The sequence below is a fragment of the Paenibacillus phytorum genome, from assembly GCF_013141715.1.
GTDB classification, from domain to species: Bacteria; Bacillota; Bacilli; order Paenibacillales; family NBRC-103111; genus Paenibacillus_E; species Paenibacillus_E phytorum.
In genome coordinates, this window is the sequence record NZ_WHOA01000055.1 from 1 (window position 1) to 16,128 (window position 16,128).

Sequence of the window (16,128 nt, forward strand, 5' to 3'; positions counted from 1 at the left end):
ACTGTTGATTAGCTAACTTTATCATTCTCTCGGGTGTCTCATAAACGTACTTTGGCATTGGTAGTATCAGATGACACTGGACTCCAGTTACAGCCCCCCAGTAACAGGGGTATACGATCCGGTAACAAAACGCGAATCGTCGCTTGCCAAGAACGAAATAACACCTGCAATATCATCAGGTTCCGCCACACGCCTCAGTGGTGTGAAGCTACTAATGGTTTGTTTCTCTTCCTCTGACAAAAAGGCCGTCGCATCGGTTTGCACTAATCCGGGTGCAACCACGTTGGCTGAAATCCCTTGTGGACCGAATTCTTGGGCAATATAGTCGGAAAAGGTATTCAACCCTCCTTTTGCCGTTCCATGAGCGATCATGTAAGGCGAGGGATCCTTACCTAAACTGCTGGATACATAAATGATACGTCCGAACTTTTGTTCGATCATGAACGGAATAACGGATTTAGTCGTCACGAATGCTGCTTTTAGTTCATCGTTTAATTTCTGAGAGAACTCCTCCCAATTCATTTCGGCAAAGGGCTTCGCAGTGAAACTCATATTCGCGTTGCAGACCAATATATCAATTTTCTTAAAAGCTTCTAAAGTAGCGTCTACGAGCTTTGTAAATTGGTGTGAATCACGAACATCCGCCCGGAGAGCAATGGCTTCTCCCCCGCTGGATCGAATATCGGAGACCACCGCTTCAGCAGCATTTTGATTTTTTAAATAATTAACAACGACTTTCGCACCCCGTTGGGCCAATAATTTTGATGCAGCACTTCCAATTCCTCTAGCGCCTCCGGTAACGATAACAACTTTCCCCTGTAGATTCATATTATTCTTCCTTCCATCCTACTATTTAATTTCGAATGTTCTAACTTTAGATTCGAGCTTCATAACAACATTCCGGGTAGTCTTAGCGAAGCTGACCAAAAAACTTTCGGATGTCATTAACTAACAGGTCAGGTGCTTCCATTGCCGCAAAGTGACCACCGCGATCGAATTCCGACCAGTGCACGACATTATGCTCACGTTCGACAATACCTCGGATCGAGATGTCTTTCGGAAAAACCGCGACACCAGTAGGAACCGTAGAGCGTTGAGCAGGCATGCCCCAGGATTTCGCCTCCTCTTTATAAATCCGTGCCGATGACCCTGCCGTTCCGGTCAACCAATACAATGAGACATTTGTTAGCATGTGGTCGAGATCAACGGCATCTTCCGGAAGATTTGCTGTAGGGTCTGTCCATTCCTTGAACTTCTCTACTATCCAAGCAAGCTGACCGACGGGCGAGTCAGTCAGACCATAGGCAAGCGTCTGAGGTCGTGTAGATTGTATAATTGCATAACCCGTTGTCTCATAGCTTTGTTGAGTCAACGTATCGTAGCGCGCTCGCTCGATTTCAGTTAAATCAAGCGATTCTGTGGGATCTCCGGACGGGAATGTTGTAAGCCCGTTTGCATGAATACCAATGACAGAGTCTGGCGCAAATCGTCCAAGCTCTGGAGAAACCATTGCCCCGGTGTCACCACCTTGAGCGCCGTAACGTTCATAACCTAGTCGACGCATCAGTTCAGCCCAAGCTCTGGCTACTCGATTAATGTTCCACCCTACCTCGTTTGTCGGTCCAGAAAAGCCAAATCCGGGTAGCGAAGGTATGACGACATGGAAAGCATCTGCCGGATTACCGCCATGAGCACGGGGATTGGTGAGCGGTCCTATAATGTTCATAAACTCAACGATCGAACCGGGCCAACCATGTGTGATGATCAACGGCATTGCATCTGGTTCAGGGGAACGTACATGCAGAAAGTGTATGTTCTGTCCGTCTATGGTGGTGGTGAACTGCGGGAATTTGTTAAGAGATTCCTCGTGTTTGCGCCAGTCATATTTGGATCTCCAGTATTCCGCCAGTTCCTTGAGGTAATCAACGGGAATACCATAGTCCCAGCCTACACCGGCCAAAGCATCCGGCCAACGGGTGCGGGTTAAACGGTCTCGTAATTCATCAAGATCAGCCTGCGGAACATCGATACGGAAAGGCTTGATCTCAGTGCTATGGTGGCCACTGCGTACATTTTGTTGTTCTGAATGAGTCATTTTTGGAAAGCCTCCTCAAATTTCTTTGTATTTTCTTGTAACTGATTAATGTGTTCTCTCTATTTAAACTCATAATAAACCATGCTTATTGACAACAGTGTGTCAACAATCGATATAAAGTTTAGCTATCTCCAAGGCACTTTTCCGTACAGCTGCAGCAATATGCGAGGGTTCAAGAATGAATAAATCCGTTCTAAAATGAAGTAAAAAGCCGATTAACCAGTCGTTATCCGGGTATCGGACCCGAACGATAAGCGAACCATCGGGTTGCCGTTCAATTTCATCCGCATCAAAATGATCTTCTGCTGGAACCTTAGCCGGTCCTGTAAATCTAAGCACCAGATCGACCATCTTGGAATCGCGCTGCGGACCCCAATTTTCATTCAACTCAGACAGCGTCACCATTCGACGCTGGAACGTATCCTCAAGAATGAGTAGATTCCGGATCCGAGAAAGCCTGAACATGCGGTAATCATCTCGGTTTAAGCAATAACCGTGAAGATACCACGTGTAGCCTTTGAGCACCAGCCCCATAGGTTCAATACAACGTTCTGTTTCTCCCCCTTGTCCGTTGGTATATGTAAAACGGATCAGCCTTTTATCACTTACGGCTTTATGCAGCGTGTCATACTTGTTTCGTTCTGAAGAGCTACTTTTCCACGGATTTAAGTCTATGATGACCTGATCAGCACCAGCCATACGACCTTGTTCTGCCTTCGAGACCAATGCGCCAACTTTGTCGAGCAGCCCGTCTAAATTTTGGTTGCTAAATGCCTGTGTAGATTGAAGGCCTCGCAAAGCTGTAGAGAGGGAAATAAGTTCATTGAATGAAAGCATTTGCCGATCCAATCGAAAGTTTTCCATGATTTCGAATCCGCCTTCTGCTCCCGTGTACGAAATAATGGGAATTCCTGCTAGATTCAATGATTCCAAATCGCGATAAATCGTACGCAATGAAACCTCCAGACGATCAGCCAATTCTTGGGCCTGTACGCGTTTGCGGTTTAATAGAAGGATCGTAATGGCCATAAGTCGCTCAAGTTTCACTGTTGTCCCCCCAATTCAATAAGGTAACTGGTTAATAAAATGTTTCAGTTCCACGAATACGATGCTTTAACTCCTGTGGGTAATTAGGCTCTTACTTGTATAATAAACTTTCATTGTAGACAATAGTCTGTCAGGATTAGAAAGTTCACCAGTGTTTTGTAGCTTTTTTTTGAAACCACGAATTCAGATATCATCTTAAATGATCAAGCCCCAGTTAATAAAACCGGGCTATAATACATCTACGCTTGATTGGCTTATTCCGTTATCCTGCCCGTTAGTTGAGAAAAGGCAGTCGATCCACTGGCCAACAAAAAGTCTCCGACCTGATCTCATAAAATAAAAAGACCGCGTTTTACGCGGCAATTAATGGGACAATGTTCTTGTCACCCGACATGTTCTTAAAAAGATTTTATTTCCATTTTTCACTTCGAAACTCTAATTATATTTTTAGGCAGTCCATTCTCTCACTTACTTCTTTTGTAAAATTGACCATACATCACAGTAAGTTACTTCCATTACCTATATATCGTCCTTTCTATATTACGTATAGTAATATTTCTTTTGAAATACCCCTTATTCAACTTTAATAATTGGTATTCGTTGAATTGATTACACAATCCTGCCGTTAGCTCAATCGTTGCCCCTTTCCAGCTTACGTGTCAAATTCATCCAATTTAACAGGTGTTGAGAAAGTTTTTCAGTTACGCATAACAATACAAGTTCTTGTCATCATTCGGCAAACGATATATGTTCTTGTCATTGGCTTTTGACAAGAACATATATCGTACTTAATTGTCGTAAATATAAGAATGACCAATAAGCAGCTAAATCAATATTTTTAAAAAATTGAGAGATTAAAACAAGTGCGAAAAATAACGAAAAATAATAATCATTCACTATCCGGGAGAAAAACTATTGCAATTGCAAACCAAAAATAGCAGGTCCGACACCTCGAATTCCCCTTCAGATTAATATCTCGAATAATAAGGCCCGTATTAGCCTCCAAACAATCTAATCGGGCCTCATCTATTCCTTCCTCCACCCTACCGTTCACCGCTGTATACTCAAGCACAAAGTTATGTTTGAGCATAGGATTTATATATCTAAGGGCGCAAAGCGATCCCCAACCTGATCGAGCACATGATTAATCCGATTACAGGCCTGCTTTCTGCCCGATAATGCCAATTGCAGGACAGGAATAGGTATAATTTCCCCTAAAATGTAACAATTTATATATGATAAATCGTTACATACTGATTCCCCGGGATGTGTAAATGTGAGATTTCATAAACAAAAATCTCTACGTTTGAGTAATCATAATAAGAAGATACAAAAATCTGAATCCGAAATCACTCCAGTTTTCCCCTCATTAATAGAAAATGTTACCTACATGGAAGAATTTTTTCTCCAATCGCAGGATTTAAAGACCCATCTATTTATGTTTCAACAGAAAGAGTGTATTGTTTTTTATTTCGAAACCCTTGTTGATCAGGACAAGCTTGAACAAAGATTTTTTGTGCCATTATCTGAATGCTCAAACGACAATATCGCAGGCTTTTTTACCTTCGGTCATTTTCCTGATTCAACGAATTTAGATCAGATTACCAGAAAAATGCTGAACGGATTTTCAGTTGTCTATATCGATGGAGACCAACATGCATTTTTAATCGACACGGCTGCAAATATTGCGAGAAGCACGGATGAGCCTCAGAACGAAAAGGTCATAAGGGGCTCTCATCAGGGGTTTGCAGAAAATTTAAACATCAATTTAAACCTTCTTCGTAACAGAATTGAGGATCCAAACCTCTATATTCAATACATAACCCTTGGCAAAAAAACCAACACAAAAATTGCAATTGCGTATATGAAAGGAATCGCTAACGAAGAAGTAGTGAATGAAGCTCTAAGAAGATTAGAAAGTATATCGACAGATATGATTTTCAGCTCAGGATATTTAGAAGAATTCATTGAAGACTCCTCTTCTTCTCCATTTCCTCAAATGTTAAATACGGAACGCCCAGATCGAGTAGAAGCCAATTTAATGGAGGGTAGAATAGCTTTATTTACGGAAGGAACCCCAACGGTACTCATAATACCCGTAACCTTCTTTTCGTTTTATCAATCGCCTGATGATTATAACAGCCGATCGTACGTTGGGACTTTCATTCGAGTCATTCGACTATTCAGTTTTATGATTGCCATTACATTACCCGCTATCTATATTGCAGTGGTCGGCTATCATTTTGAAGTGTTGCCGTATCAACTCGTCATTACCGTCAAAGGATCGATTGATAAGATTCCGTACCCGCCATTAATCGAAGCCCTCATCATGGAATTAACCATTGAATTGATCAGAGAAGCCGGGATACGGCTCCCTTCTGCAATCGGACCCACCATAAGCATTGTCGGAGGTCTCGTTATTGGAGATGCGATTGTGAAGGCCGGATTAGTATCGAATCCGATGATTGTGGTTGTCGCAATGACAGCTATTGCTTGCTATGTCGTGCCTTCGAATGAAATGAGTTCTGCCATTCGATTATTGAGGTTCCCGATGATGATTGCAGCTGCAATGTTAGGCTTTGTAGGAATTGTATTTGGGCTGATGGCTTTGTTAATCCATTTATGTAAATTGGAATCTTTTGGGTCCGCTTATTTCGCCCCCATTGCTCCTTTTCGCTGGAAAGATTTAAAGGATGCGGTGGTAAGAGTACCCATATGGCGGATGGATAGCAGACCTAAAGACCCTCACCCTGAAAAAATGAAGCAACAATCTGCATCAAGAGAGTGGGAAAAAAATGATAAAAGGTGAAAACAAGATTACGCAATTTCAACTTTTCTTTATTATCATTCAAACACAAATTGGAATTGGGGTGATATCTTTACCCTATGATGTGTTTAAGATCTCACAAAGTGATGCGTGGATTTCGGTGTTTGTTGCAGGATGCCTAATGCAGATCGCTATTTATCTAATCTGGTTACTATATCGGCGATTCCAAGCTCTAACTATTTTCGAAATGATGAGTGAAATTGTCGGAAAACATGTGGCCTTTTTGTTGGAAATCGGTTATATTTTTTATTTTTTCGCAACAGCCATATTAATCATTTTACAGTTTGGACAAAAGGTCAATATTTGGATACTCCCACGTACGCCGATATGGATAGTGAGTGTCCTCCTAATCGTTATAAGTGTCCTTTGTGTAAAAGAAAATTTAAGAGTAATGGCCCGTTTTTTTGTGGTGGTTTCGATCTTATTGATTGTTTTGTTCACATTTACATTGGTCGTTTTAAAGGATCTTAACTATCTCTATACTCTTCCAGTAGGACAAAGCGGCCTACCCAACATGGTAAAAGGGGCGACAAATGCAACTTTCGCTTATCAAGGCTTTGAGCTCTTGTTAGTTGTATTCCCCTATTGCTTGGGAAAAGGGGTAGGGAAATTGAAGGTTGCCTTCCTGGCAAACGGATTTGTCACCTTCTTTTATACCTATCTAACAATGGTTGTTCTCACTTATTTCGGCCCTTCGGCAATGAAGTTCATCCCTGAACCTATCTTATACATCATGAAATTCAAATATTTCAAAATCATTGATAGAGTGGATCTACTCTTTTTTTCAATTTGGATTGTTTCCGTTGCAACTTCGTTTATGATGTATCTTTATTTAACTTCCAATGGTTTAACCCATTTGTTTCGTAAAAAGAACCATTCCCTACTCGTTTTTTACGCCGCGGCATTAATGATTATATGTGCTCTAACGCTACCCACGGACGAAAAAGTGATTAAATCATTAAGTGAATTGATCGATCTAGCCAGATATGTATTCATTTTCGTATTACCTTGCATCCTTTTAATCGTCTCCATGGTACGGGGTAAAAAAAAATTATCGGGAGATGTTCAATCATGAAGATGTCGAAAGTGCTCCTTTTAGCTGGGCTGTGTGTCTCCCTTTTAACCGGCTGCTGGGATCAAAATATACTAAAGGATGTAAAACTGGTGATGACGACCGGGTTCGATTTAACATCGGACGGTAAAGTAATGAATACGATTACCATTCCTACTTTTAAAGGAGGCGGGGAAGGAACGAAAGAAACAGTGAGTCATGTCGTATCGGGGAAGGGCGATACATCAAGGGATATAAGGAGAGAAATTAATCTTAAAATCTCAGGAGAATTTGATGCGTCCAAACTCATTGTCCTCTTGGTGGGAGAAGAATTCGCAAAGCAGGACATTTACTCCGGGCTTGACGTATTTTACAGAGATCCGAGAGGTTCCCTTGTAGCAAATGTCGCGGTTGTAAAAGGACAAGCTGCTGACCTGCTCAATCTCCACCTCAAAGAGAAGTCAAGCATGAGTGAATACCTGAACGGTGTATTTGAAAGCGCTCAAGTAAACACCGTCATACCGCGGCAAACTAGGCCTATGTTCTCCGATTTTTTTGATCCTGGAACCGATATCGTATTACCCCTTATAGAAGCACAAGAAAAAGAAGCGCAAATCATTGGATTGGCTATGTTTAATGGGCGTCATTATACCGGGCACTATTTAACACTTCAGGAATCAATTTTATATATGTTGATGGCCAATCATAAGAGCAAAAAGGCATGGATCAAAGTTAAAGTCGATGAAAATCAAGTACCACAGAGAAAAAACTTCATTTATATCAATGTGTTAAAATCAAAACGCGAGTTAAAAGTAACCGCTCAAAATCCCGATCATTTTTCCGTTAACTTACGATTAGATATAAAAGTCGAAATCCTGGAGGATTCAGAAGACCATCTAGAATCGGAGGAAAAAATCAATGATCTGAATAACAAAATATCCCAAGAGATGACGAAAAATGCAAATCAAATTATTAAAAAAATGCAAAAAGCGAATTCGGATAGCCTGAGTATTGGGAGACAAATTATCGCCTTTCATCATGATACTTGGGAAAAAATCAATTGGAAAGAAGAATACCAGAATGTTAACTTTGAAGTAAAGGTAGATGCTAAAATTACGAAACATGGGATTTTTAATTGACATCGAAAATTGGTATTCTTTATTAGGAAAAACCGACTTAAAATATCATTGAAATTCTTATATTTGCAAAATGACAACTAGAGACCTCAGTACGAAATACTCAGATCACTTGATATAACTATTCAAACCTCAAGATCCATTGTTGCAATCTACATTGCAGTGTTTCTTTGTTCAATTATCAAAAAAATTTAGCCGTCATTTATGATACGGTTCCCTGCACTTCATCTTCAACTAATCTGCCCGTTACTTCAGCAAAATAGGGATCGTCAAACTGCGCGGCAGCCGGCGATCCCTATTTAAGTAACGTATCCGTTACGTCTTTAACCCGTAGCATAAAAGCTCTCCTACTACACTTCAACTGCTTGAATAACTATAACCCACATAGCTGAGTAGTCTATCGATCTTAATACCAATCGGATTCTGTAACTTCACGCTAGACCTCTTCCCACAATCTTCTGATGTTGTCGAGACCGATCTTCGTACCGGTTTTGCATTCTTCTATCCCTTCGAATTCAAGCGAAATGTACCCGTCATAGCCGGAGTTTTTGACCACTCGAAGTACTTCCCTCATATCGATGTCCCCGTGACCGACAATGGCACCGCGCAAATAATTGCCGCTTATGGTCTTAAACCAGCCTTCACCCGGATTCAGATAAGAAGGACGGAGATAAAAGTCTTTCACATGCACCATAGTGGCATAGGGTAGATTGTTCTTCACAGCTGCGACCGAATCTTCATCGACGCACAGGAAATTGCCGATATCCAGCGTTGTGCGGAAGTTCGGTCTATCGACCGCTTGAACCAGTGCCTGCACCCGATCACTTGCCTGTATGAAATAGCCGTGGTTCTCGACGCTGGTCACGATGTCGTACTGTGCAGCGTAATCCGCAATTTGCCTACATGCCTCTACTAAACGAACCAACTCTCTGTTAAAGTTGCCTATGGAATTGTCACTACTGCGCGCAACGTCATGCCGCATCCGTTTAACACCTAGTCTCGCCGCAAGATCGACTTCCTCCTTCACACGCGCAATCTCCTGCTCATAGGCTTCCTGTGTGTCGGTTGCAAAGTTAGCCCCGATCGCATAATTCGATACATCGATTCCACGCGACTGTGCCTTACTCCGAATCGCATCAGCTACCTCTGGCTTACCTGCCAGTTCGAATCCGGACGGCACGATCTCAACATGCTCGCCTCCTTGCTCGGCAATCCAATCGATCACACCCAGAATGTCCAATTCTCCAGATTTCAAAGCACGGGACAAACTATATGTACTGACGCCTAGTTTCATCCTCTTCACCCTCAACTTCCTTATGATTGGTTGGTTACAGCTGAATCTCTATCCCTTTGTCTGCTGATTCATAGATAGCGCATAACATTCTCATCATCGTAACGCCATCCTCAACCGGACTGATCGGTGTACTCCCCGTACGGCAACAGGAGACGAAATGACTAACTTCGTTAAAGAACGCTTCTGAAACATTGATCGATTTATCATTTGTCTGCGGTGATACATTCAAAATCGTGTCAAGCTTCTCTGTAACTAAAATCAGTTCTGGCTCCAACTCTACGCCACCTTGATCTCCGTATAATTTCACAGTAGACTCACCTTTCGTACCGTGCAGCGTAAAGCTAACGTCTACGAGCAGAGAGGCCCCATTCTCGAAACGGATCAACGCGTTTGCCATATCCTCGACACCATTCGTGTTTGGATCATAGTCTGCAGCCTTGTAGAACGACAGATTGCGAACATGAGCGCGATTACCCAACTTCTTGTATGTATTACCGCTGACAGAAACAGGCTTCGGTCGCCCCATCAGATACCAGCACAGATCGATGAAATGTACACCGATATCGATGAGAGGCCCCCCGCCAGAGCGCTCTTGATCCGCGAACCAGCCTCCTGGATTACCGAGCCTGCGTAGGGAGGAAGCCTTCGCATAGTATATTTCCCCCAGCTCGCCGTTGTCGATAAACCGTTTCACGAGCTGTGCATTTGCATCGTAACGGCGCACGAAGCCAACTTGTAATGTCTTGCCAGTCTCACGCACCGCCTCTTGAATCTGAAGCGCTTCCTCGACTGTACGGCACAATGGTTTCTCTACCAACACATGCTTACCAGCGCGCAAAGCGGCAATGCTGATCTCAGCATGTGTATTGTTCCACGTACAAATACTAACCGCTTCTACTTCTGGATTAGCCAAAAGCTCCCTGTAATCCGTGTACACATGAGGAATCCCATATTTCTTTGCTTTCTCCTCCGCCCGCACTTGATTCAAATCGCAAACCGCATACAGTTCTACATCTTCCAGCTTCTGATACGATTGCAAGTGCAGGCCGGATATCGATCCGGCACCAATAACGCCAATTTTCGTTTTCGATATGATCATTTGTTTACATCCTCCTAGGTATGGTTGCTTACCAGTCTCAGTCCATAGGACAGGATTACGGCTTTATTCTTTAGCGATTCCCTATATGCCGAATTCAGAATATTATCGAATAATTCATTATCAATAATTTCCAAGTATTTCATGTTGTCCTTCCCGAGCTTTACAAAATATGACTAAGAACCGCTGTAGGCTTTCTTCCCACGATTAAGCACCCTTGATGCACATACCCTTCTTCACGGCCTTCCAGCTCCTGTGTCAAATAGCTTCTCCACTCGCTCAACTTGGAAGAATACAGAGGCGAATGGGCAAGGTTTATTTTTTCGGAAGGATCCTCTGTCAGGTTAAATAGCTGCTCTTCCCCGGTTTGAGAATACCAAATGTACTTGATTCGACCATCCGTTACAAAATGATTGGACAAGCGGCCAAAAGCGTGCTCGCCGTGAATATAATTGCGCCAGAAGGGATTCTCACCCTGACATAGAGGCAGGACGCTTTGTCCATCGACGTTGGAAGGAATGGGTGCATCAGCGATATCAAGCAAAGTCGGCATGATATCTCTAAGCTCAACCACCTCGCTAACCCTGCTGCCAGCCTTGAAGTCCAGCCTCCCGGAAGGATCGTAAAGCAAGAACGGCACCTTTGCGCTTCCTTCATATGGGAGCGCCTTGCGGAAATAATGATGATCGCCCATCATCTCCCCATGATCGGAGGTAAACAAAATAGTCGTATTCTCATACAAGCCGTATTCCTTCATTACCTTCAACAATCTGCCAACCTGATCGTCAATATGGGAGATTAGCGCATAATACCCGGCACGCGCCCTATCCAGACGGCGCTTCGGTATTTTTCCAAAAATCGTCGTAGGTTCGTAGGCGCCTTCAGCAGCCAACTCCTCATCCACCCAGTCGCCCACCGGCGGTTCATCCATTTCAACGTCTTTGTACATATCGAAATAGGCCTGCGGAGGGTCAAGCGGTGAATGCGGACGAACGAATGACGTCCATAAGAAGAACGGTTTATCCGGATCTCTGCGCCGCAAAAAGTCAATAGATTGTTCTACTGTCCAATTTGTCGGATGAAGCCTCTCCGGCAAGTGCCATGGGCGCGTTACAGTAGAGGAGTTGCAGTCAAGTCCCAGGTCCAGAAGATCATGTTCCGCTCCTGCGGTCTGACGAAGCCAAACAAGATAATCATCGCATTGATCCAGATGAGAACTAAAGGCAGTGGCTGTTCGATTGCGATTGTGATGGAAGTATCCATCGTGAAGAACGACATTATGGAAGCCGCATAAATTGCGTACCGGATAAACATGCATTTTGCCAACGCATTGTGTATGGTAGCCCGCTTTTGCAAGCTCTCCCGGCAGAGTATGCTCATATCTCCACGGCACTCGATCCTGATAGCCTACCCGCCCGTTCGAGCGCTGGCTCATACCGGTAAAAATCGCCGCACGCGCTGGAATGCAGGATGGAGTAGCCGCATAAGCGCTGTCGAATAAAACACCGGATTTAGCTAATTGGTCCAAATTCGGCGTTTCTACTACGGGATGCCCCATGATACTTAGACAATCCCACCTCATCTGGTCTACCGTGAACAATAAAATATTAGACTTTCCCGTTGAAGACTGGCTCATCGAATCACTCCTGTTGTGACGACATCTTTAATGATACATACACTTTGACCCCTTACATCAATATCTTCAGAAAGCTTGCGATTACCGATGCGCAAAATGAATATAACGAGGTTATTAATAAATTTCCAATTTAATCGAAGAATTCGGCAATGCTAATATAACGAAAAGCAGTCAATATTGGATAGGTTTTATTGTTAAGTTAATCAAGTTCCATATTCAAGTAGTGTTTTATCCATCAATTCCGTATGGGTTGTAAAAGGAAGACCGTGCCACGCAATTTCTCCTCTGCTAATCGCATGCTCCATTTGGATTCGCTGCTCTTCCGATGCAGATTGCAAATATTCCTCAATCAACCAAGACCCAACTGTCCAAATAAATTTCGACCGTCCTTCATCTCTTGCCATACGTTCAGACAATGATAAGGCTTGCGGAATAAACTTATTCATGTACTTGTCAACCACATTAGCCGCAAGATCGGTAAACCCAATATCCAATCCACTCTTCTTCCTCACACTTCCAAACTCAGTCTGATAATCTCAGTTCCCTTCAGATGAACGTTCAGTTTCCACGTATGCGGGGAACATTCGCAGCGAACCGGCAGCATTTCTCCCGATTCAGTCGTTGCATACAGAACGCTATTTGAATCATTATGTCTAACGAACACCGTAAGTTCTGTGTCTCCGCTGCCTTGAACCGTCAACTTTGCTCCCTGTTCGTCCTCGCGCAAGTCAATGACGTCCGTTTCATTGTCGGCTGTCATGATCCCCACATTGTCGGACAAGGTGATCATATGCATCTTGTCCCGATTGACGGAAACTTCGATCCCCTGGTCTCCCCACAGTAAGGCTGTTCCAACTGGAGCAGAACTTTCTTCCCACCAATTGATATTAAGCGTGTAAATCACGCGCAAGCCGTCCTCCCGATCGTATACCGTAAACCCAATGTCCGGGCTGCCGGCTAGCCAGCCTCGCTTACGTTCCATTTCCATTATAGACGCCCCAAAGCTATGCAACACCTGTTCATACCATCCCCGAACCCGCTGATCTGCAGGGTACGCTTTTGCATTTACATACAGAACTTTTCCTTTTCCAAACAGATGCTCAAGAATCAACGGGTCTCCACTCACGCTTGTCATCAGGACAGTGGCAGTCAATTTCTCTAAGCTTCCAATTTCGAGCGTTTCCCCTGTATCCAGCTTCGTGCTTTGATATCCTGTAATCTCGGCGCCGATCAATTGCTGAATGTCTGAGGAATCAACCAGAGTTGGCGCATCTCCAAAAGCATCCGGACGACTTGTGGACGCGTACAGATGCGGCAACCCGATGAGTAGCGTTCCGCCTTCCCGCACGTACCTGATCCATTTTTGGATTTGTGACGCATCTGCTGTATTCCAGCCAAGAAAGGCCATGTACGCGTAGCTTCCAAGTATCTGATCATCCGCCTCAACGGGAACGATGTCCGCGATGCCATACGGAGTACCGGTATAGTAGCCCGTCGATTCAGCAGGGCACGGATGTTTGTAAATTGGAGCAAGAACAGACCGTGGATAGAAGACATTTAATAGATCCCAGCTTTTTTCCGGAGCGGAAAACGCCCATTCATCCCCATTCTGAGCCCATACGTTCCTTCGTCCAAAACAAGTCCACCCGTCATTCTGTCCATGCAAAAACGCCATCGGTCCGTGCAGCCTCCCCCTCCGGGTATGCGTACGAACAAACCTATAGAAATTCCGCTGTTCGTCCGTATGACGGCGACAAGCCACGCTAAACCTCTCCAGATCAGCAAAACGCTCTTCCAGTCTCCATAGTCCTTCTTCTGTATTGATCTGATCGACTCCGTGCATGTAACACAAATATAAAGCAAGCCGATAACGACGATAGCGTTGTTCCGTATCATGTGGCGTCGTTGACCATTGCACCGCTAGATGCGCGCCGAAACTGTCACGACCGTATGCACGAGATGCCCCTCGAAGCGCTGAAATAATGATTTCATGCGGACCGTACATTAATTCCGCTCCTTGCCAAGAAACGCCGGCCTGGTATAAATATTTGAACAAGACAGAAGGTCCTGTATGCCTCGACGCATAGTGCGGAACGAGCCCGACGTTCTTGACGAACTGTAGAGCGGCCTGTTCCATATCCGTCGCCGCATGCGGATCCAAATTATAGTAAATGCCATGTGGTGTTCGCACAGGTATTTGAAATACGATATTCCCTTCCAAGCGTGACATTCTGCTCAACAGGTCGTAATAGAACTCCCGTTCTACGCCAGAACGCGCGCCCCAGTAACTGGAAACTCCATCCCGTTCATGCGCTTGGCTTCCTAGAAAGTTTGGACCAGCCAGTATCTTTCTTTCCGGATTGACACCACTTCCGGGCAATTCCCTGCTCTCGACGATCAGAGCGTATTGCAGACCCAGTTTTTCGCATAGTTCCTTCGTCTGAATCCAATCCCGTTCTCTGAGTGACCTCGTACCCGACCACCGGTAAACGGGACGGAACGTGGCCATGTTACCGATTTGTTGATTCATATACCAAGCGAAGAAATATGTCATCTCTTCGGCATCCGCTGGTATGTAGACTGCATCTGACGTTCCGGTCAGCACATGATCGTCGTCTCGTTCGACGGATCGTTCTACCGTATCACTCCATGAACCGAATTCGGTACATAGCTCAATTGTCGCGCTTCCTCCTGCACGTTCCGCGAAGAATCGGATCTCGTTAATTCCTTTGCATTCCGTGGTAAATTCGCTTTGTTCTGGCCGGATGTGCGTTCCACCGCTCACCGAAACCTGAACCTGGATACCCGGCTTCCCCAATTGAACCCATACGCTAAAAGCTTCTCCAGCGGTTACAATGTCCGGGCACGACACAATACCGAAATCACATGGCCGGCTGACGAATTCAACCGATCTCAACTTGTAGGGAAGCGGATCCCGATAATCGGATTGGAGTGTGATCGTCATTTCATGATTCCCCGAATGAAGAATGCCGTGTGGAATTTCGAACTCGGACACTGGCCAGCGATAAATCCGCTGAAAGCGTTCTCCCTCAAATACAGTCTGTCCATCGATATCTACACGGAACGACACCCATTCCTTCTTGGACAAATTTCGCCCGAGCCAGGAAAAAGAAGGGGAGAACGGAACCGCCGGCGCAAACGGAGGAAGCAGATTGCAGAATCCCTCCGCTTGCAAGCATGGATCTTCCAACCACACGTTTCCGGAATAGTCGCAACCGGTTACGTGAATCAGCAAGCAGGCAAGTTTGCCTTCGACTGGGATGACGACGTTTTTTTTCTCCCATCCGCACGTGCCTGCTCCAATGTCGATCCGATAAGTCGCGTCAGGCACTTCCGATATATCCCGTGGATGCTTCCCTTCCTTGATATAAAACACTTCCGCCACCATCTCGAGTGAGCCGCCCTGCAACAGCTCCACTTGTTCTTTTTTGCACCAAACCGACATTTCTAACGATTTAACTCCGGCATTCCTTATTTCTGGGAGTTCACCTTCGACCTCGTTCCAGACGACTTTGGTGTAAGCTTCTCTCGGGTAATCTTCGCCCTCAGATCTCAAGTCCAGACTGAACCGACTGTGATGGGTGACAGATTCGCACAAACTGTCGTCGATCAAACGGTAAAGCGGTGGATGGTTCTGTTCCGTCATCCAGATAGGTGGCAGGTCAATTTCCCCAGTGAGCCTTAATCTGTAGCTCCGGCCCTCGCTCGCGTTCCATCCGATATCGTTTCCCGAAAAGCGCAAGGAAACGCTCTTACCTGCTCTCAAGTATCGATAGTCTTCATGCGTGATGATCCCTTCTCCAGAGAAGCACCTTTCCGGCAATTGATACAACCGCTCAAAGCCGTACTCACTATGGCCTACTGCATCAAGAGATCTTTTATTCTTTTCTATAGATGGATTCAATGGTTATCTCCCCAATCACAT

11 protein-coding genes are annotated in these 16,128 nt (G+C 44.6%); 3 read left to right on the forward strand and 8 right to left on the reverse strand.

Going from position 1 to position 16,128, the window contains the following annotated elements:
* Positions 1–87: 87 nt before the first annotated feature.
* The 3 genes from GC098_RS07650 to GC098_RS07660 form a co-directional block, all read right to left on the reverse strand.
* Positions 88–828: an SDR family NAD(P)-dependent oxidoreductase gene (locus GC098_RS07650; protein WP_171642509.1), complete on the reverse strand. Its 741-nt coding sequence runs from the start codon at positions 826–828 to the stop codon at positions 88–90.
* An 82-nt stretch (positions 829–910) separates the two neighbouring features.
* Positions 911–2,095, reverse strand: coding sequence for an epoxide hydrolase family protein (locus GC098_RS07655; RefSeq protein WP_171642511.1), 1,185 nt, complete (start codon positions 2,093–2,095; stop codon positions 911–913).
* A gap of 102 nt (positions 2,096–2,197) precedes the next feature.
* Entirely contained in the window at positions 2,198–3,142 is a 945-nt protein-coding gene (locus GC098_RS07660) for a helix-turn-helix transcriptional regulator (protein WP_171642513.1), read from the reverse strand.
* A 1,276-nt stretch (positions 3,143–4,418) separates the two neighbouring features.
* Between GC098_RS07660 and GC098_RS07665 the strand changes: the two genes are divergently transcribed.
* From GC098_RS07665 to GC098_RS07675, 3 genes are read left to right on the forward strand one after another with little or no spacing between them, the layout of a single operon-like run.
* On the forward strand, positions 4,419–5,951 hold the full coding sequence (locus GC098_RS07665; RefSeq protein ID WP_312880015.1) for a spore germination protein: 1,533 nt from the start codon (positions 4,419–4,421) through the stop codon (positions 5,949–5,951).
* Positions 5,938–7,044, forward strand: coding sequence for a GerAB/ArcD/ProY family transporter (locus GC098_RS07670; protein WP_171642515.1), 1,107 nt, complete (start codon positions 5,938–5,940; stop codon positions 7,042–7,044). The genes GC098_RS07665 and GC098_RS07670 overlap by 14 nt, the downstream gene beginning before the upstream one ends.
* A 2-nt stretch (positions 7,045–7,046) precedes the next feature.
* On the forward strand, positions 7,047–8,159 hold the full coding sequence (locus GC098_RS07675) for a Ger(x)C family spore germination protein (RefSeq protein ID WP_246358492.1): 1,113 nt from the start codon (positions 7,047–7,049) through the stop codon (positions 8,157–8,159).
* A 433-nt stretch (positions 8,160–8,592) separates the two neighbouring features.
* On the opposite strand, the gene GC098_RS07680 is transcribed toward GC098_RS07675, so the two are convergent.
* From GC098_RS07680 to GC098_RS07700, 5 genes are all read right to left on the reverse strand, one after another.
* Positions 8,593–9,450, reverse strand: a complete 858-nt coding sequence (locus tag GC098_RS07680; RefSeq protein ID WP_171642565.1) for a sugar phosphate isomerase/epimerase family protein — start codon at positions 9,448–9,450, stop codon at positions 8,593–8,595.
* A 34-nt stretch (positions 9,451–9,484) separates the two neighbouring features.
* Positions 9,485–10,549, reverse strand: a complete 1,065-nt coding sequence (locus tag GC098_RS07685; protein WP_171642519.1) for a Gfo/Idh/MocA family protein — start codon at positions 10,547–10,549, stop codon at positions 9,485–9,487.
* A 160-nt stretch (positions 10,550–10,709) separates the two neighbouring features.
* Complete coding sequence (locus GC098_RS07690; RefSeq protein ID WP_171642521.1) at positions 10,710–12,182, reverse strand: arylsulfatase; 1,473 nt, start codon at positions 12,180–12,182, stop codon at positions 10,710–10,712.
* A gap of 203 nt (positions 12,183–12,385) precedes the next feature.
* Positions 12,386–12,694, reverse strand: a complete 309-nt coding sequence (locus GC098_RS07695) for a polysaccharide deacetylase family protein (RefSeq protein WP_171642523.1) — start codon at positions 12,692–12,694, stop codon at positions 12,386–12,388.
* Positions 12,691–16,107, reverse strand: a complete 3,417-nt coding sequence (locus GC098_RS07700) for a type 1 glutamine amidotransferase family protein (protein WP_171642525.1) — start codon at positions 16,105–16,107, stop codon at positions 12,691–12,693. Before GC098_RS07700 ends, GC098_RS07695 begins: the two co-directional genes overlap by 4 nt.
* Positions 16,108–16,128: the final 21 nt, after the last annotated feature.